Origin of the sequence: Bernardetia aquimarina (assembly GCF_042180575.1) — a bacterium.
Lineage (GTDB): Bacteria > Bacteroidota > Bacteroidia > Cytophagales > Bernardetiaceae > Bernardetia.
Genome location: NZ_CP170094.1, coordinates 4,749,752 through 4,768,459 on the forward strand (window position 1 = coordinate 4,749,752; position 18,708 = coordinate 4,768,459).

Annotated in this window: 16 protein-coding genes; 7 read left to right on the top strand and 9 right to left on the bottom strand. The window is 30.8% G+C overall.

Translation table 11 applies throughout. The annotated features are described in order from the left end of the window. The first annotated feature begins 45 nt into the window (after nucleotides 1-45). Nucleotides 46-2,193: a tetratricopeptide repeat protein gene (locus tag ACE193_RS20320; RefSeq protein WP_375560038.1), complete on the top strand. Its 2,148-nt coding sequence runs from the start codon at nucleotides 46-48 to the stop codon at nucleotides 2,191-2,193. A gap of 248 nt (nucleotides 2,194-2,441) precedes the next feature. On the opposite strand, the gene ychF is transcribed toward ACE193_RS20320, so the two are convergent. Then, nucleotides 2,442-3,539 (bottom strand): redox-regulated ATPase YchF, encoded by a 1,098-nt coding sequence (gene ychF / locus ACE193_RS20325; RefSeq protein WP_375560039.1) that lies wholly within the window; start codon nucleotides 3,537-3,539, stop codon nucleotides 2,442-2,444. Nucleotides 3,540-3,889: 350 nt separating this feature from the next. Here ychF and ACE193_RS20330 point away from each other — a divergent pair, with 350 nt between their 5' ends. Continuing rightward, nucleotides 3,890-4,975: an aminotransferase class V-fold PLP-dependent enzyme gene (locus ACE193_RS20330; protein ID WP_375560040.1), complete on the top strand. Its 1,086-nt coding sequence runs from the start codon at nucleotides 3,890-3,892 to the stop codon at nucleotides 4,973-4,975. An 87-nt stretch (nucleotides 4,976-5,062) separates the two neighbouring features. Here ACE193_RS20330 and ACE193_RS20335 read toward each other — a convergent pair whose 3' ends face one another. Beyond that, nucleotides 5,063-5,623, bottom strand: coding sequence for a redoxin domain-containing protein (locus ACE193_RS20335; protein WP_375560041.1), 561 nt, complete (start codon nucleotides 5,621-5,623; stop codon nucleotides 5,063-5,065). 105 nt (nucleotides 5,624-5,728) lie between these two features. Further along, entirely contained in the window at nucleotides 5,729-6,271 is a 543-nt protein-coding gene (locus ACE193_RS20340) for a redoxin domain-containing protein (protein ID WP_375560042.1), read from the bottom strand. Between the two features lie 253 nt (nucleotides 6,272-6,524). On the opposite strand from ACE193_RS20340, the gene ACE193_RS20345 reads away from it, so the two are divergent. Beyond that, entirely contained in the window at nucleotides 6,525-6,896 is a 372-nt protein-coding gene (locus ACE193_RS20345; RefSeq protein WP_375560043.1) for a hypothetical protein, read from the top strand. Nucleotides 6,897-6,976: 80 nt separating this feature from the next. Beyond that, nucleotides 6,977-8,797, top strand: coding sequence for a caspase domain-containing protein (locus ACE193_RS20350; protein WP_375560044.1), 1,821 nt, complete (start codon nucleotides 6,977-6,979; stop codon nucleotides 8,795-8,797). Between the two features lie 55 nt (nucleotides 8,798-8,852). Here the strand turns inward: ACE193_RS20350 and ACE193_RS20355 are convergent, their stop codons facing one another. The 3 genes from ACE193_RS20355 to ACE193_RS20365 form a co-directional block, all read right to left on the bottom strand. After that, nucleotides 8,853-9,836, bottom strand: a complete 984-nt coding sequence (locus ACE193_RS20355) for a hypothetical protein (RefSeq protein WP_375560045.1) — start codon at nucleotides 9,834-9,836, stop codon at nucleotides 8,853-8,855. 84 nt (nucleotides 9,837-9,920) lie between these two features. After that, nucleotides 9,921-10,607: a hypothetical protein gene (locus ACE193_RS20360; RefSeq protein WP_375560046.1), complete on the bottom strand. Its 687-nt coding sequence runs from the start codon at nucleotides 10,605-10,607 to the stop codon at nucleotides 9,921-9,923. A gap of 7 nt (nucleotides 10,608-10,614) precedes the next feature. Next, nucleotides 10,615-11,436 (bottom strand): hypothetical protein, encoded by an 822-nt coding sequence (locus ACE193_RS20365; RefSeq protein WP_375560047.1) that lies wholly within the window; start codon nucleotides 11,434-11,436, stop codon nucleotides 10,615-10,617. 80 nt (nucleotides 11,437-11,516) lie between these two features. Here ACE193_RS20365 and ACE193_RS20370 point away from each other — a divergent pair, with 80 nt between their 5' ends. Next, the gene (locus tag ACE193_RS20370) at nucleotides 11,517-12,458 is read left to right on the top strand and encodes an archaemetzincin (protein WP_375560048.1); all 942 of its coding nucleotides are present in this window, start codon (nucleotides 11,517-11,519) and stop codon (nucleotides 12,456-12,458) included. A 109-nt stretch (nucleotides 12,459-12,567) separates the two neighbouring features. Here the strand turns inward: ACE193_RS20370 and ACE193_RS20375 are convergent, their stop codons facing one another. Continuing rightward, nucleotides 12,568-14,190 (bottom strand): S8 family serine peptidase, encoded by a 1,623-nt coding sequence (locus ACE193_RS20375; protein ID WP_375560049.1) that lies wholly within the window; start codon nucleotides 14,188-14,190, stop codon nucleotides 12,568-12,570. A gap of 106 nt (nucleotides 14,191-14,296) precedes the next feature. Here ACE193_RS20375 and ACE193_RS20380 point away from each other — a divergent pair, with 106 nt between their 5' ends. Further along, nucleotides 14,297-14,986: a hypothetical protein gene (locus ACE193_RS20380; protein ID WP_375560050.1), complete on the top strand. Its 690-nt coding sequence runs from the start codon at nucleotides 14,297-14,299 to the stop codon at nucleotides 14,984-14,986. Between the two features lie 144 nt (nucleotides 14,987-15,130). Here the strand turns inward: ACE193_RS20380 and ACE193_RS20385 are convergent, their stop codons facing one another. Next, complete coding sequence (locus ACE193_RS20385) at nucleotides 15,131-16,633, bottom strand: DUF5723 family protein (protein WP_375560051.1); 1,503 nt, start codon at nucleotides 16,631-16,633, stop codon at nucleotides 15,131-15,133. Between the two features lie 332 nt (nucleotides 16,634-16,965). Between ACE193_RS20385 and ACE193_RS20390 the strand changes: the two genes are divergently transcribed. Next, a complete protein-coding gene (locus ACE193_RS20390) occupies nucleotides 16,966-18,174 on the top strand; it encodes an anhydro-N-acetylmuramic acid kinase (protein ID WP_375560052.1) in 1,209 nt (402 codons plus the stop codon). Here the strand turns inward: ACE193_RS20390 and ACE193_RS20395 are convergent. Continuing rightward, entirely contained in the window at nucleotides 18,132-18,383 is a 252-nt protein-coding gene (locus ACE193_RS20395) for a hypothetical protein (RefSeq protein ID WP_375560053.1), read from the bottom strand. The genes ACE193_RS20390 and ACE193_RS20395 overlap by 43 nt on opposite strands. Between the last annotated feature and the right edge of the window lie 325 nt (nucleotides 18,384-18,708).

The window sequence follows — 18,708 nt, forward strand, 5'->3', positions numbered from 1 at the left end:
TTTGGTATTCAATATGTTTTTTCACAGAATAAAATAGATAGTTTGTTGAAGGAAATACAAAATTATTCTCAAGAAAGAGTTCAAAACGATACAATTCCGATACTCTTACTTTCTGGTTTATCAAATGAATATCTTTATTCTGAACCCCAAAAAGCAGAAGAGTATGCTCGTAAGGCACTTGTTTTAGCAGAAAAACAAAAAAAAATCTCATTTAAAATACCTGTTTTGAGTAGTTTGGGAAGTTCTTATGAGATTCGTGGAGAATATGACTCTGCTTTTATCTATTTTAAAGAGGCATATCGTCTGATTAAAAAAACAAATAACCAAACAATACAAAGAGCAATTATATTAGAAAAAATAGGCGTAATTTATAGACATAAAGCTCAATATGATAAAGCAACTAAATATTTTTTAGAAGCGTTAGAGTTTGCTCAAAAACTAAACGACAAAAAATTACAAGGAAATATTCTGAATAGTATAGGAAATATATTTGTAGAACGAAATAAGTTAATAGAAGCATTAGAATATTATGAACAATCTCTAGTTTTTAAGAGAAAAATAGGAGAAAAGCGTGCTATCTCAAATTCTTTAGGAAATATTGCACTTATTCATCAACAACTAGGAAATCTTAATAAATCTATTGAGATGTTTGAAGAAGTATTAGTTATAAAAAAAGAAATTGGAGATAAAGAAGGAGAAGCAGGAGTTTATTATGGGTTAGGACAAGTTTATGAATCTCAAGAGAAATATAAAAGAGCATTAGAGGAGTTTAAAAAAGCTGCAGAAATTGATGAAAAATTAGATTATAAATATGTTTTGGCTGATGATTATGGTAAAATAGGGCTTATGTATTCGAAGTTAGAAAATCATACTCTAGCTGTTTTTTATGTAAAAAAAGCAGTAGAGATAGCAAAAGAAGTAAATTCGAATCGTTTACTTTTAACTATTTATTCTACACTTACACAAGTTTATGAAGCTAAAAAAGACTATAAAAATGCCTTTGAGGCAATGAAAAAATCATATCAATACAATGATAGTATTTTTACAGAACAGGCAGAAAAACAGATTACAGAACTTAATACAAAATATGAAACAGATAAAAAAGATAAAGAAAATCAGTTATTACTTACTCAAAATCAGTTACAGGAACAATCTCTAAATACGCACAAAAATTTTATTATTGCTTCTGTATTCTTTCTTTTTTTACTTTTGGGTTTGGCTTTTGTACTCAATCGCCAGCGAATAATAAAAAATAAAGCTAATATTTTGCTCAAACAAAAAAATGTAGAAATCGAACAACAAAAAGAAGAAATAGAAATAAAAACAGAATATGCGAATAAATTAAATGAAGAGATTCAGAGTACATTAGATATTGTAAATGAACAAAATGAAAATATTACGGCAAGCATTAAGTATGCAAAACGTATTCAAGATGCTATTTTGCCTACTCAGGAAGAAATGAAAAATATTTTGGGCAACAATTTTTTTGTGGTGTACAAGCCTAAAGACATTGTAAGTGGAGATTTTTATTTTGTAAAAGAAATAGAAAATATAACGATTGTTTGTGTGGCTGATTGTACAGGACATGGCGTTTCTGGAGCTTTTATGTCTATGTTAGGAATAGAATCTTTACACAAAATAACCAGTCAAAACATTGTTTCACCAGCTTTGATTTTGGAAAATTTGCATACTCAAATAAATAGCTTATTACACCAAAAAGACACACACGAACAAGACGGAATGGATGCTATTGTACTGGCTTTCAAAAAAGAAAAAAATAGATTTGTTTCAGTAGAATATGCAGGTGCAATGAATCCTTTGTATTATCAACAGAACAATGAATTTAAAGTCATTAAAGCAACCAAAAAATCGATTGGAGGAACAATTTATACTAAAAAAACAAATATAGACACTCTTTCTTCTGTTTTTCAAAATCATACTATTTCCCTTCTTGATGAAAATAATACAACGATTTCTACTCAATTTTATCTTTCTAGTGATGGGTATCAAGACCAGTTTGGAGGAAAAAAAGGAAAAAAATTAATGGTAAAGAATTTTAGGAATTTATTGCAAAAAATAGCTTCAAAGCCTACTGAGCAGCAAAAAGAAAACATAGAAACTCATTTTGAAGAATGGAAAAATGACTACGAACAAGTAGATGATGTTGTCGTTATGGGAATACAGATTTTGTAGAAGAAATAAATTATGGTAAGTTATTTTTGATGACACACTTTGTGAGATACTCCCCATTAAAAAAACGAACAGTTCACTTTAAGCGAACTGTTCGTTGTATTTTGAATAAAATAAGTAACTGGGCAAAATTATTTATAGGTTAATGAAATCTGTCTGACACCTCAAAGGTGTCTTGACAGTTTAAATTTCCATTTTTTAATTCTTTTTTAGATATGTTTTATTTTGCTCTGTTACTTAGCGTGATTTTTCTACACATTAAATCTAAAGTGCATCACATCACCATCTTCTACTACATATTCTTTTCCTTCTACGGCTAATTTTCCTGCTTCTTTTAATGCTACTTCTGTTCTGTATTTTGTATAATCGTCTAATTTAATTACTTCTGCACGAATAAACCCACGTTCAAAATCAGTATGGATAACACTTGCAGCTTTTGGAGCTTTCCAACCTCTTTCGATTGTCCAAGCTCTAACTTCTTTTACACCAGCCGTAAAATAAGTAATTAGATTTAAGATAGAATATGCACTACGAATCAGTTTGTTGAGTCCTGATTCTTTAAGAGCATACTCTTCCAAAAACATTTCTTTTTCTTCTTGGTCTTCTAGTTCTGCAATTTGAGATTCGATAGAAGCACACACCATCACTACTTCTGCATTTTCATCTTTTACAGATTCTTTGAGCTTTTCTACAAGGGCATTTCCTGTATGAATAGATTTTTCATCTACATTGGCTACATAAATAACAGGTTTTTGAGTAAGCAAAAATGCTTCATCAACAATTTCTTTTTCGTCTTTTTCTAAAACTAAAGAACGAAGGTTTTTTCCTTGTTCTAAATGCAATCTTACTTTTTCGAAAGCCTCAAATTCTTTTTTAGCCGTTTTATCGCCTGTGCGAGCAGCTTTTCCGATTCGAACCAAACGTTTTTCTACGGTTTCCAAATCTTTAAGTTGTAATTCAATATCAATCGTTTCTTTATCTGAAACAGGATTTATTTTTCCATCCACATGAATAATATTGTCATCTTCAAAACAACGAATTACGTGAGCAATCGCATCTACTTCTCTAATATTTGCCAAAAACTGATTTCCTAAGCCTTCGCCTTTACTTGCACCACGTACAAGACCTGCAATATCGACAAACTCAATAATAGCTGGAACAGTTCGTTCTGGATTTACTAAATCTTCCAAAGATGCAATTCGTTCATCTGGAACAGTTACGATACCTATATTTGGCTCAATCGTACAAAATGGATAATTAGCCGATTCTGCTTTTTTAGAAGATAGAGCATTAAAAAGAGTAGATTTACCTACATTTGGCAAACCAACGATTCCACAACGTAATCCCATAATCTATTTTTCTTGTTTATTATAAATACCTGTTTTTTTTAGAATTTGAAAGCGCAAAGGTACGAAAGTTTGGAATGCTACAAAAGTTTTTTAGTTGCTATCTTAGCGTGAAATCAGTATTTAAACCTCTCTTTTATTTGTTTTTAGCTGCTTTACAAATAAATTTATGTACAGCTTCATTATCAGTACACCTCAAAGGTGTCAGATAATTTATCTGTTAGTTGTACTGACACTCTGAAGTGTCTGATAGAGGCATAAAAGCAAGGATATAATACCAAATTCACGTTAATCAAAGAACTGAATAGAAATAATTATATTTGTTTCAGAATTTTAAAAAACTAAATTAAAAAATGAATTTCTACCCTGGACCTTCAAAAGTATATCCACAAGTAAAAGATTGGCTCAATGAGGCTTATGATGATGATATTTTGAGCATTCAGCATCGTAGCCAAAAATTTATGCAACTATATGAGAGTATAGTCAAAAACCTGAAAGAGAAACATAATATTCCGAAAGATTATACAATCATTTTTACTTCTTCGGCTACAGAATGTTGGCACATTCTCAATGATAATTTTTCTGAAATAAATAGTTATCATTTTTATAATGGTGCTTTTGGTAAAAAATGGTTCGAATACAGAAAAGCAAATTATCCAAAGACAAGTTTTGAGATTGAATTTGGAATAAATGAAGAGTTAGAAGATGAGGTTTTTCAACAAATCCCACAAAATGATTATTTAGCGAATGTAATTTGTCTTTGTCAGAATGAAACCTCAAATGCTACTCAAATTTCTCAAAAGATACTTTCAGAAATTCGTCAGAATAGACAAAATGATTTTATTTTCGTAGATGCAACTTCTTCTTGGGGAGGACAAAACCTAAGCTTTTCTGATGCTGATGCGTGGTTTGTGTCTGTTCAAAAATGTTTTGGGCTTCCTGCTGGGCTTGGAGTTATGGCTCTATCTCCTAATTTGATTGATTATTATAAAAATAATCTTGTAGTTGTCTCTACCAATAATAAATACAAACCAAAAAAATATAACGAATTATCATTTTTACTAGAAAAAGCAAAAGACTTTCAAACTACTTACACTCCCAATGTTTTGGGGATATATTTGCTTTTCAAAGTAATGGGATTTATTCCAAGTATTTCTATTACTTCACAAATCATAGAAAAAAGAGCTACTGATTTATACGATTCTTTGGAAGAAAATGGGTATGAAGTTTTGATACACAACAAAGCTGTTCGTTCACAAACTGTTCTGTCAGTAGAACTAAATGAACCAAAACTTAATTTTTTAAAACAAAAAGCTAATCAAGCAAATATTGTTTTGGGAAATGGTTATGGACATTGGAAACAAAATACATTCAGAATTGCTAACTTTCCACAACATACCTACAAAGAGTTTGAAGTTTTGAAAGAATTTTTAATGTAGTTTGTAACTTATACATGAATCCCAAATACATATTACTCACTTGATAAACTCAATCAATAGCTTTGTTTTTTCTTAAATGTAGAAAACTTATTTTTTACCAAAAACAGCTTCTTCTATTTGGTCAAATGGCAAATGGTCTGGAATATCTTTTCCATAATGTGCCTTTATGATATTGAGATTTTCATCTAATAAAAAATCGGCAGGAATAGAATGGATTTGAGTTTCGCCAGAATCTATTTCATAACCTTTTTCTACTAATTTGGAGTGAATAGCCATTTGTGCTTCCGAATTGATGGTAGCATTAAATTTTTCAGAAGAAACTTCTGTTCCATATTTTCGATAAGTTGTTCTTCCAAAATCTGCAATAATTGGAATTGGAGAAACGCCTTGATGAAAAGAACTCTTCAAAACAACTTCCTTTTTTGCTTCTAAAAAGAAAATCATTTCCAAATCATCTTTCCATTGGTCATTTTTGGTTGTCAGTTGATGAATACGGAAATTACAAAAGGGACAAGCGACATTTCTAAAAAAAGAAATCAAGATTTTTTTGCCTTTATTTTTATAAGCAGATAAATCAATTTCTCTATCATAAATATCAGTCAGAGAAAATAGGGGAGCTGACTGACCAGTTTCTAATCGTTGGGACATAAGGAGGAATTATTAAATAATAAAAGGGTAAATTAAAAAACAAATACAAATCAATCAAGGGAATTGTTTTATCTAAAAAGAATCATAAATTTTGGTCTAACTTTTCTACAAAACAGCTTCTATTTTTTCAAAAGGCAAATGATCGGCTGCACTATTTCCATAATAGGCTTCGATAATATTTAGATTTTCATCTAACAAAAAATCAGCAGGAAGAGTAGTGATTAAACCTTCGCCTGAATCCACATCCAATCCCATTTTTTTGGCTGTATTGTAGGTAGTTCGGTGTTTAGATGAAAGCATAGTTCCAAAAAATTTAAGAGTAGATTTTTCTATTCCATATTTTTGATACATAATTTTTTCTTCGTCACTAATAATTGGAATGGGAGAAACATCTTGATGAAAAGTGCTACGCAAAACAACTGCTTTTTTGGATTCTAAGAAAAAAATCATTTCTAATTTATCTTTCCACTTTTCATTTTTCTTTGTCAGTTGATGAATTCTGAAATTACAAAATGGACAAGCGACATTTCTGAAAAAAGAAACGAGAATTTTTTTGTTTTTATTTTTATAAGAAGATAAGTCAATTTCTCTGTCATAGACATCAGTTAGAGAAAATAAGGGAGCAGTTTGACCAGCTTTTAGACGCATAATAAGGGTTTTCTAATTAAATAATTCAGCAAAATAACGTATTTTGAAAAAAATGGTTGCTCAACAAGTATAAGTTTAAATATATTTTTTCTAATCCTAACAAATTATAAGCAGATGAGTTTATCAAAAATAGCTTACCACCACACTCATTTTTTTTATATATTGCGTTTTAAATCCTTTTTCTAAATTAGAAATTGATTTACAAAACTCATTTTTTATCTTTTATCCTATGTTTTATCTAAAAAAAACTTTTATGAACACATTAAAAATACATGTTTTGGCAGACGAAGAAAGTAGCAAGGAAGCCAAAAACCTAAAAAATTGGTTAGAGAATGACGAAGATTTAGATTATCAAAAAATAAATCAAGAACGTGCAGCACTCAAAGAAGACGAAGCAGGAGGAGTAATGGAAGCCACTTTAGCTGTCGTTTTGGGTGCGCCTGCTGTTGTGCAGCTTGTAAAAGCTCTTCAAACTTGGTTTACACAAAAAGGACAAACCAAAAGAGGAGAAGAAATAACTGTAGAACTAGAAAAACCAGATGGAACAAAACTAAAAGTAAATGCAAAACAACTCAATGACCAATCGGCAGACCTTATTAGAGAACTTTCTTCCCTTCTAAAATAATATTTATGTTAGGAAAAGGTGTGCCTTTTCCCCACTTTTTCCCATTCGTAATCCGTAATTTTTAATTCGTAATTTATCACATGAGGTTAATCGACGCAGCAAAAACACAAGCCGTTTTGATAGGCATTAGCAGTTATACTGCTGATGATTCGCTGCACGACCTTGTTGCTGCCAAAACGAATGTCGACAAACTTGAAAAGGTATTGACCTCTCCCACAGTTGGAATTAATAAAGAAAATATAACGACACTTCATAATGCAGCTCAACCACAAGAAATACTACGAGTAATCAAAACAGCAGCCCAAAATGCACAAAAAAGTTTGGTAATTTATTATTCTGGACACGGAATTTTGGATGATGATTTTAATCTTTATTTGAGTACAAGTGAGAGCAAAGTAGAAGATATTTTCTTTACTGGTGTTTCGATAGATGCAATTAATAGAGTAATTCAGAAAGAAAGATTATTAGTTGTTTTGGTGTTGGATGCTTGTTTTAGTGAAAAAGCCTTTGAGCAGTTTCGAAAGACAAACTTTTATGTTTTGGCTTCTTCTAAGAAAAACACACCGTCAAAATATCCTCCAGCAGAAGAATATTCAGCCTTTACAAATGAGTTTATTAATATCTTAGAAAATGGAATTAATATTCGCAAAACTGAACTTGCATTACGTGATATTTATCTTCAATTAGAAAAAAATCTAACTTCAAAAGGTTTTCCTCAGCCTCGCCAAGTAAATACAAATTTGGTTCAAGAATTGATTTTTGCCAAAAATAATTCGAATACAGTTGTCCCTTCTACACAACTCAACCGAAATATTATTTTACCTGTTTTTTATGCTGTTGCTAAATATAGAAACCTGCAAATCGGAACGGTGGTAGAAGAGGGAGATTTAGAAATCGAAAATCCCTTTGCTGACGATGAATTGAGTTCTTATTTTGAAGATGACGAAGGAGATACAGATTATACCGAAAACCTTCAACTTACACAGCGAGCCAATCAAGTGGTGCGTTATTTTCCTTTATTTATTGCTGAAGAACTAAAACGCCTTTTTGCGCCTTCTCCTTCCGAACAAGAGCGAAATTTAGGACGAATAAATCAAATTTTGCGTACCTATTTTTCTACGATGCGTTATGTGGCATATCTTCTTTTGGCAGAGCTTTGGGACGAAAAAGTGAAAAGTCAAATTTCAATTTCTACGAATTTTGGTTCTCTTTTTAAGGAAATAGACAATCCTACTCCTTCACTTTATTTGCCATTGATAGAAGAAATTTTGGAATTATTTTTAAAGAATAATAGAACACCTTATATTTCAGAACTTAGTGAGTGGAAAAAAGAATTAGAGGAAGAAAAATTTGCAACTGCTTATTATTCTTTAGAAAGTCTGTATCAAAACTGGCGTACACAAGCAGCAACTTGGAATGAAGCAAAAATAGAAGAGCATTGCGAAGAAGCTGAAAATAATCTAACTATTATTTTAGAACAATTAGCTTTTCTGACCAAATACGAACTTATTTCTATCCGAAGTATTCGTGTTATCAAACTTAAAAATAGTAAAGCTAACTTTGTTCATTCCTTAAATCATCTTTACGCTGACACTAATCAATCAGGACAAATCAAAAAAGAACCTCTGAATTTTTATACAGATAGTCATTCGGTTTGTATTACCAAACAAACCAATTTAGAAGAAGAAATACTGAATCTTTCGCCTTTATTTTTTGATAAAAATACATATACTAATAATATTCCTAGTATTTATTTTTATGAGCGAAAAGATAATGTTACTGGAGGTTATTTGTATCGCCCAACTTTTTCAAGAGATGTAGCTGCCGAACCGTTGGCTTCTACAAGTGGAGATATTCGTCTTTTAGAACTTTTTGAAGCCTTCAAAAAGAGTATTTCTTAAAGCAAAAATAATAAGGGACAAAGCTTACTTTGTCCCTATTACATAAATTTCAAAATTAATATTCATTTTTATAAATCTTACCTTCGGCTTGATATTTTGCCATCAATTCTTCTTGTTTTTTGGTGTTTTTGTTTTTGATAGCTTCATAATAAGGTTTTACAATAGCTGCCGTTTCAGTATCTGAATAACTACTTGTAACTGTCTGATAAGCATCTTCAAAATCTGAACTTAATTGATTTGTTTGATAATCAAAAAGTGGTGTATTATCCATTCCTTCCAAAAGATAGGTTAGATAAGATTTTTTAGACCATTTTACCTCTTCCATTAATTTAGAATGAAAAGTAGGATTTTCTTTCATAAAATTCTCTGCCCAAATAACACGTTCTGCCAAACGAGTAGGAGAAATCATCAAGCCACCATCACTTGAAAATACTTCTTTTGCTTCTTTATTTTTTTGAACCAAATATTTTTTCATTGATTCAGAAACTTTGTCATAAAAAACATCTTTCAAAAAATCCCTATTTTGAAGAATAAAGGTAGAACCTTCTGTCATACCGATTCCAAAACCGTGACTGGCAAGTTCATTATGATAAGACATCATTTCGGGTGGTGCATCTTTTCCATCATTATATCCATTGTATATTCCTGCAATTTGGTCATATTTATCATACTCACCACTTTTAGAGCTATTTTTATAATGCTGTTCATCTAAATTAAAAGCAAGAGAGTTATATAATTTATCAAAAATCAAAAAACCTTCATCGGCTTGTTCTGGTGTCGCAGAGGTATATAATTCTTTATATTTTTCGGCTGCTTTTTTGGAAGAACTCATTTGTGTTGTGTCCAAGCTAGATACAAAAGTTTGATATTCTTCTGATGGATTAGTTGTTTCAACAACTGTTTCAGTTTTTAGAGTTACAGAATCAGCTTCATTAGTTGTTGTTTCTTTTTGATTAGTTTCTCCACAAGAGAATAACAAGCCACTAGAAAAAGTAAGCAGCAATAGACAAAATAGAGAATACAAATTGATATGTTTCATGAAAATATAGTTAGTTGAGAAAATTATTATTCTTACAAGATAAAAAATAAAAGTGTTAATAGACTTTTTTAGAAAGTATAAATTCTATTCTTCAAAAGATTCTAAGGTGTAATGATAACTCCTCATAAAACCACACCCTCCATATTCCCATTCTCCTTTGTAATTTTGTCTTGCTGCTCCACCTTCTTCTATTATTATTTTCCAGTCTGCATTAGGTTCTTTTTCTACAGCTTTTTTGATTTCCAACCAAGTTTTGTCATCTATCTCTGTTTTTTCGTTAGTAAATATATTTGACATTCTGAATCCTTTACCATTAGATAAGCTAACCCAATAAGAAATCTTGTAATGAGAGTCTAAAGGACAGTTACGAATAAAAGAACTATCTGATGCCACTATTTCTGCTCTCAATTTCCTAGGAAATTTTTTCTTATCTGTCTTATCAGTTATGATTATAAAATCTGGTTTTCCAACGAATCTTATAGTGTACTTTCTACTAGAAAATAGTTTCTCATTATAAAAAACATCAAGACTTAAAGTAGATGAAGAAGGAACAACAACGATTTTTTTCTTAGAAATTAGTTGATAAATATCTCCTCCCTTTACCTCAAAAGTAATCTTTGTCGTATCTATATCTTTTGGATAATGAATAAGAATTTCGTTTGCACATTTTAGATACAAACTTGTTTTGGTAGAATCTATTTGAGCCAGTAGAGAATGACTAAAGATAAATGTGAGAATCAGTAAAATAGATTTTAAAAGTAACTTGTTCATAAAATGGTTATTTTTGTTCTGTTATGTTTATGGAGTTTATCATCGAATCTAATTCATCTAAATAAATACAAATTCCTGCTCTTCCAAAAGAAGCACTATTTGGATGTTCTGTTTTTATAAAAAGAGTCGTATCAAGATATTCGGTAACTTTTACATCATAAAAATCCTTGAAACCAATAATTGATTTTGTAGATTCTTCTAATCCTGATGATTCGATAAATTTTAATCCTTCTATGGTATTCTGAAAACGTAATTTACTTTTTATAGAAACATAATTTTCTTCTTCTAAATCGCTAGTTTCATAAATATCTTGATGAGCAATTTTAAAATTATCAATTTGTTTTATATCTCTGTTGTAATTTACAAATTTATATTCTGGAGGAAATGGAAAACTAATCATTCTCTCATCTTCAGCTACTAAAATCTCAAATTCTATATCATAACTCACATAATTACTGTTAGGGTTTTCTAAATAAAAATGGCAAGATGGATAGACAGGAATTTTAGTAAAATCAATCATAGATTCACCACTTCCACCCACATTAAAGGTAGTTGGTACCCATTGCGCCAAATTATTAATCCATCGTTTTTCAAAAATAAGTTTATAACTTTGGTCAAAAGTATTTTTTTGTGGGTTTAAAACCCCTTTTTGTAATCCTTCAAAATCCATTTTCCAGTAGCTTGTCAGGCTTGAACATTCAAAGTTGGGAAATTTCTTGTAGGTCTCTTCAATCATTTTTTTATTAAAACTAAATGAAGTTTCCTGTTTACAAGAACAAAAAAGTAAAGAAGAAATTAGAATTAGGAATAATGAACTCGTAGTTTTCATAAGTGTATTTTTATTTTGAACGAAACAATGTTTCTAAATTTACAAAATTTTCAAGGATTTTTTACCTAACCTATTTTGAGATGAAAAAAAGTTATTTCTATATCATTTTACTTTTCCTAATTTTTTCTTGTAGCCCAAAACCAAAACCATTTCCAGAAGAAGGCTTAGGTAATTTGGCTGACTCCATGGAATTTGTATTACAAAAAAATCAGTTTTATATAGAAGAACCAAAGTCTGGAGAATGGCTAGAACGAAATAAAGAACGAGGACAAACTTTTACACAATATTGGAATAAAAACAGCACTATTCAACCTGTTCAGCCCACAGAACAAAGAAAAAAAATCTATCTTCAATTATATGGAAATTTTGATGAAACACAACTTCGTTTGATGGATTCGGTGCAGCATTTTTTGTCTATTTTTTATGAATTACCGATTGAGAGATTGGAACAACAAAGCCTTGATTCTACCAGCCTAGATACTGCAAACTGGCGAGTACATACACGAAATGGTTTTCAAGTAAAGACAGGTTTTATATTGGATTCTTTAGAAAAAAACTTGCCTAATGATGGTGTTTTGTTAGTGAGTTTTACCACAGCCGATTTATATCCAAGTAAAAAATGGAATTATGTTTTTGGGCAAGCACGATTGCATGACCGAGTAGGAGTTTGGTCGATGGCTCGTTTTGGAGATGCTGATTTGATACATAAAGATGTTGATGCTTTCAATTTGGCTCTACAACGAACATGCAAAACGGCTGTTCATGAAATTGGTCATATTTTTACGCTGCAACATTGTATTTTTTACCGTTGTGCTATGCAGGGAGCAAATAATTTGAAAGAAATTGATGGGCATCCTTCCTATTTTTGTCCTGTCTGTGATGCCAAAATTATTTCTAATCTTAATCTTCCTTTATCAAAACGTTATGAAAATCTAGCAGCCTTTTGGAAAAATCAACAACAACTACAAACGAGTAATTATTATAAAAAATCAGCTTTACAGATGAAGAGATTGGAAAAATAAAGTAAGAAGTGAATACAAAGTAAGATGTCAGATGTATGAATTTAGAAGTCAGATACTTTTGCTTTTGTATTTACTTCTTACCTCTGACTTCTTACCTCATACTTTATTTCTACTTCCATTCAATTTCAAAACCACCCAAATCATCTATATAAATTGTACTAAAATTGGTATCCTTAGGTCTTTTAATAGTAATTTTGATGTCTTTTTTGTTGGCAGCTTTTTCAGAATCTTGCTCTACTACAATTCGTTTGTCTTGCTTATGAAAAACAACATAACGCTTCCCTGCTGGCAAATCAAATTTAAAAGAATTTCCTTTTTCTTCTACTTCTTTGATTGTAGTTTTTACTTTTTTACCTTCCAAAATTTTGATTGCCATTGATGCTTTGGGAATTCCATAACCTATAAAATTATTTCCAAAAGGATATAAAGAAGCTGATTTTTCTATCGTTGCAAAGATTTCTTTATTTGTTGCTTTTGGATTTTTTTGCCATAAACATGCTGCAAAACCTGTGATATTTGGTGCAGAAAATGATGTTCCTGTAAGCGAATAACAAGCAACATTTGGCTTCAAAAATTCTACAAAATCTGCTCCAATACTACTATAACCCATTTTCAGACCTGCTCCATTGGTTGCTCCAACAGAAAGCGCAAATGGACTATCTCCGGGGGTAGAAACAATTTTCCAATCGTCCCAGCCTTCATTTCCTGCCGAAACGACAATCAAAATTCCTTTTTCATTGAAAGCTGTATTGACTGCCTTACTGACTACACTTGTTTTGCCATCCATTTGAGAAATGTCATAATTATCGTTATTATCATCAAAACCAACAGAATAACCAAGCGAAGTATTGATGAGTTTTACGCCTAAGCTATCCATCCATTCCATAGCTGCCACCCAAAAATCTTCTTCCGAACGAGTTTCTGTTACGCCATGGTCAGTTCTTGCCAAATAAAATTGTGCTTCAGAAGCTGCACCGACTTGATTTGAATCATCTTTGTCATCATTATATCCTCCTATCATTTCCAAAACAGTTTTTCCATGCGAATCATCAGAAGTTTCTTTTTCTCTAAAAAGGTCTTTTTGTTTTGGGTTTACAAAATCACGCATTCCCAACACACGACTTGTATCTAAGTGCTTCAAATAATTACTTTTATCACTTCCATAAAAACCTGCATCAATAACACCAATTATAACACCTTTTCCTGTTAGATTTTCTTTTTGAAAAGCAGAGAGTTCTAGTTGTTCCATGGCTTTTCCCATTTCTCTTTTCATTTCTTCTGCTTTTTGTGTTTTGGTATAAAAGAGAGGTTTCCATTTTGTAGTCAAGGCTTGTAGGTGCGTAACGAATGGTAAATTCTGAACTTTTTTGACTTCTTCTTCATTCAAGTAAATAGAAATAGCATTCAGCCATTTTGATTTTACGATTGATTTATCTGTTGCAGAGTTTTCTACTTTATGTATAAATTTTTCAGAAACTGAAATATCACTATATTGCCACAAAGAAAGGTTTTGCAACATTCTATTTTCGATAGTTTGTGCAGAAATAGCAGTCGTATAATCATAATTTGTTGTGTCTTTTTCAGAAAAGAAAACCCAGTATTTTGTTTTATTAGAAGTGTCAGAAGAAAAATTTTGAGAAAAAACAGAACTGATAAAGATAAACTGCGTAAATACTAAGAATAGTAATGCAGATAATAGATTCGAAAGTGAATAGGTAGGTATAATATTCATAAGTAGATTTTGAGAAAGGATTTATAGGTATAATTAGAATTTTGATTATTCAGTTATTTATTCAATAGGCAAAGCTAGTTTATTTTACTTCACAATTTGTTCCAAAATGCGTTTTAGGTCAATTAATTCTTATCAGATTAGGGAAGAAAAACATCAACATTTTTTATTAGAAGAGCGAAACGACCCAGTTACGGGTGATAGTTTTTCAGAAGGTGATGAGGTGGTTTTTTGTAGTGTCTGTAAATCTGCTTTTTTGAAAGATTCTTGGGTGTATATGGGAAATAAACATTGTGACCAACGTGCTACCTTGCCTATTTTTCCAAAAACTAAAAAATTAACTCTTCAAAAACCTATCGAATTACCTTTTGTCTTTGTAGATACAGACAATCGAAGTGCTGCATTTTTTGTTGATATACTGATTTTGGTAGGAATTTGTATTGCCATGGCAGCTATTTTTATCAGAATGCACGTTTCTATTTCTCCTTATTTTTATGCCATTTTGAGTTTTATCTTATTTACTTTTAGAGATAGCATTTTGATAAATAAAAGTATAGGTAAAGCTCTTCAACGAATGTATTTTATTGATGTGGCTACAAATCTACCAGCTACAGCTTGGCAAACTTTAGGTAGAAATTTGCTTTATTGGGTAATGAATGGTGTTTTTACGTTATTATATCTAATTATAGGTGTTTTAAATGATCAACTTGGAGATGTATCTTTATTCTTTATGGGGGCAATAATCTTTATTATAAATATTTATTATGTAAAGGAAAATTTAGAAAAAAAGTACTCGTAGTTTGATAAACTTTTAGGAATACGATTAGTCAAGAAAAAATAAATGTTTAATTACGAATTACGAATTACGAATTTTTTGCACTAAAAAAACGTACTGATTTATACTAATAAAAATCAAAATGTCATTTGGCACTAACCACTAATGTTAGAATTTGAATCTGAGAAAACCAAGCGCAAAAGAAATATTATTTCCTCCACCTTCTATATCTCCAATAAACGAAGAAACATCTTGCGTACTAAAACCTGCTTCATAATGCCCTCTTCGTGCGTGATAAGTTAAACCAAAAGGAATATTAATATTAAAATCTTGATTCCCTCCTGTACTAATCCCAGAAGAAATCGTTAATAATTTGGTTAGACGAAGATCGCCACCGATAGCATATAAATTACTTGCTAGACTACCTGGGGCATCTATATTAAGAGGTACAAGGACATCAAAACCCAAATGAGCTGTTTTGAAAAATTCATAACTTGCTCCCATACGAACCATAGCAGGCAAATCATCATCAAATTGTGAACTTCCTTCCCAAGATAGAGCCGAACCCTCACCACCTAATTGAAAGGTTTCTGGAGAAAACTCAATAAAATTATAGTTATCAAATCCCGAACCTTGTGTTTGCGCCAAAACTCCGTCAGATATATTATATACATTTCCTGTCCAAGACATTTTTCCATAATTGACGAGAGAAGCACCTAGATATAAATTTCTCTTAATTACTATATTTATTCCAACATCAATTCCATAACCATTTCCAATAGGTTTGGGAAGTGCAAAACGAGCAAAACCATTTTTTGGCTGATACCCTTCATTAGTAGGACTATCAATATCAAAGCCTTCTACTGGGAAAGAAGGCGACAGAGCGATTGTTTTTCCCACAAATTCATTGTTTTGTGCTTCTAAATCTATTAATGAAATACCACTAATATAGCGAACACCTACTCCTGCAAATACTTGTACATCATAACTATCCACTATTTTTGCTCCATAAGCAACATTATATTCTCTTGTCCAAAGCATCTGAATAGAAGAGTTATTCATAACTGTTCCATAATTAAAAAGACTATCACTCTCATTGCGAAATCCAAAAACTACTTGATCCCTTTGAGTTTGGGATACATCTGAATTATTAGGAATGATATTTCCATTTGAAAGTAAAAGATTAGTAAAGTAAGAAGCATTCTGTCCTAAAAATAAAATTTCACTAAGTGTAGAGTTGGTTTTGCTATAAAAATCTAGTCTATCACGAACACTAAAAGCCAAACCACCAAATTTTTCGGAGCTTACATGAAAACCAAATAAAGTTGCATTGATGGTAGCAGAAAGAGGTGTATTGGTAAGGTCTCTTGCTGCTTTTTGCTTTTCAGCATAAGTAAGTTGGTAATTATTTCCACTATTAAAAGCTTTTGGAAAATAACTGTTGAGAATCTGACCAAATGTTACATTTTCTGTAAAAAAACCAATATTGCCTTCTAAGAAACCGAATGTAATTTTGGGGTCTCTAAAACTTTTTCGAATAGCTAAATTAGCAGGATTGACTCCAATGGCTTGATAATCAGTTGCAAAAGTAGTGGCTACTCCCCCCCTTCCTGTTACTCCATAAGAAGTTAGCTCTTGTGAAAAAACAGTAGTAGAGGTTAAAAATGACAAAATAATTACAAAAAATAATTTTTTTGAGCTAATTATTTTTTCTATATGATTTAAAGCTAAAATTTGAAAAAAATTTTGCAAGAGATAGGTTGATTCCATTTATTTGTTGGTTAATCTTTTAGCTAACATCATAATTCTGTATTAAAATTAATAGACAAAAATACAGATAAAAGAAGTTAGTACAAAGAATAGCATCTTATTTTGTAATTAGTACCAAAAATTACTTAGATTCTCTCAAACAAACAACTTTATTGAGATTTTAATCCTTAATTTTTACGTTGAATATCATTTTATATTTATCAAATAGACTTATTCCTATTTTAAAGCAAATTATGAAAAATATTTATTATAGTATCGGACTTATGTCAGGAACTTCATTAGATGGATTAGACATTGCACTTTGTAAATTTGAAAATTATAACGAAGAAAATAAAAAAAAAAATTCGTCATTATGGAAGTATAAAATCATCAACACTAAATTTGTAGAATATGATAAAATTTGGAAGCAAAAATTGCAAAACGCACATTTTTTGTCAGCCTTCAAACTCAAAGAATTAGAAACAGAATGGACAAAATTTTTAGTAGATGAGGTAAATAAGTTTGTTTTGCAAAGTGAGTTGTTTGATTTTTCCTCTTTAGATTGTCTTTCTTCACATGGGCATACTATTTTTCATCAACCTTATTCAAAAAAGGAAGGAAATAACAAAGGAGGTGGTTTTACACTTCAAATTGGAAATGGTGCAATGCTCTCAGCACAGACAGGTTTTAAAGTTGTTTGTGATTTTCGTCAAGTAGATGTTGCTTTAGGTGGACAAGGTGCGCCACTTGTTCCGATAGGAGACGAGCTTCTTTTTTCTGACTATGATTTTTGTTTGAACTTGGGAGGTATAGCAAATATCTCTTTTACCAAAAATAAAAAAAGTATAAATTCTCGTTTTGCCTTTGATATCTGTCCTTGTAATATGGTTTTGAATTACTTATCCAACAAAATAGGTTTTAAGTATGATGAAGGAGGAAAGTTAGCAAAAGAAGGAAAAATCAATGACAAATTACTTCAAAAGTTGAATGATTTAGGTTTTTATAAGCAAGATTATCCCAAATCTTTAGGCAGAGAATGGGTAGAAGAATTTGTGTTTCCTTTGTTAGAAACCCAACAACCCAATCAAGAAAAATCAGTCATTAAGGATTTATTACACACTTGTACGTATCATTCGGCTTTTCAGATGGCTGAAAGTATCAAGAAAGTTGAATTGACTTTACCAAAAAAAGAAATAAAAAGGAAAATATTAGTTACAGGAGGAGGAGTGCATAACGATTTGTTAATCAATTATTTGAGTGAACTATTACCAGAAATTGAAGTAGAAAAAGGAGATGAAACACTTATCGCCTACAAAGAAGCTCTAATTTTTGCCTTTTTGGGAGTTTTAAGACTTAGAGAAGAAACCAATACATTAGCTTCAGTTACAGGAGCAACAAAAAATAGCTGTGGAGGTAGTATTTATTTAGCAGAATCAGAGTTTTTAGAACGTTCAGAATCATGAACTACAGGTTGAGAAACTGTCTGAATCATATAGCTTTCTGTTTGAGAGTTTTGTGTGTTAACTACCTTATCAACAGTATTTTCACTTTCTTGTCTTTCTTGTACCTTGATAACAAGAGCAAATATAAACAGGGGCAAGATAACAAGAGCCGACCATTGCAGGGCTGTAAATTTGAACTTCTTCTTGAGGTTAGAATGAGCTGAATCCATTTTAATGTAGTTAGTTGTATGTTTTTGTAATATTTCAGTTGTTTTATAAAATTCTGTTTGTCTAAAAAAATAGAATGTTAAAATCAAGCAAAATAATAATCAATAATCCTTGGGTATGTAAGTAGATTGTTAATGCAAATCTAATGGTTTTATTTTAGAAAAAAAATTACATTGTGTTTTTTTGATTCATTTTTCGGTAAATTCAATATTCTAACAGATAAAACACTTAATTTTTGTTTAAGTCTGTTCAATCTAGTAACGAAGTTTTTTATAAAAAGTATTTTTCTATGTTAGTTTTCATCTTTATAACTCCTTTTGTTGCTAC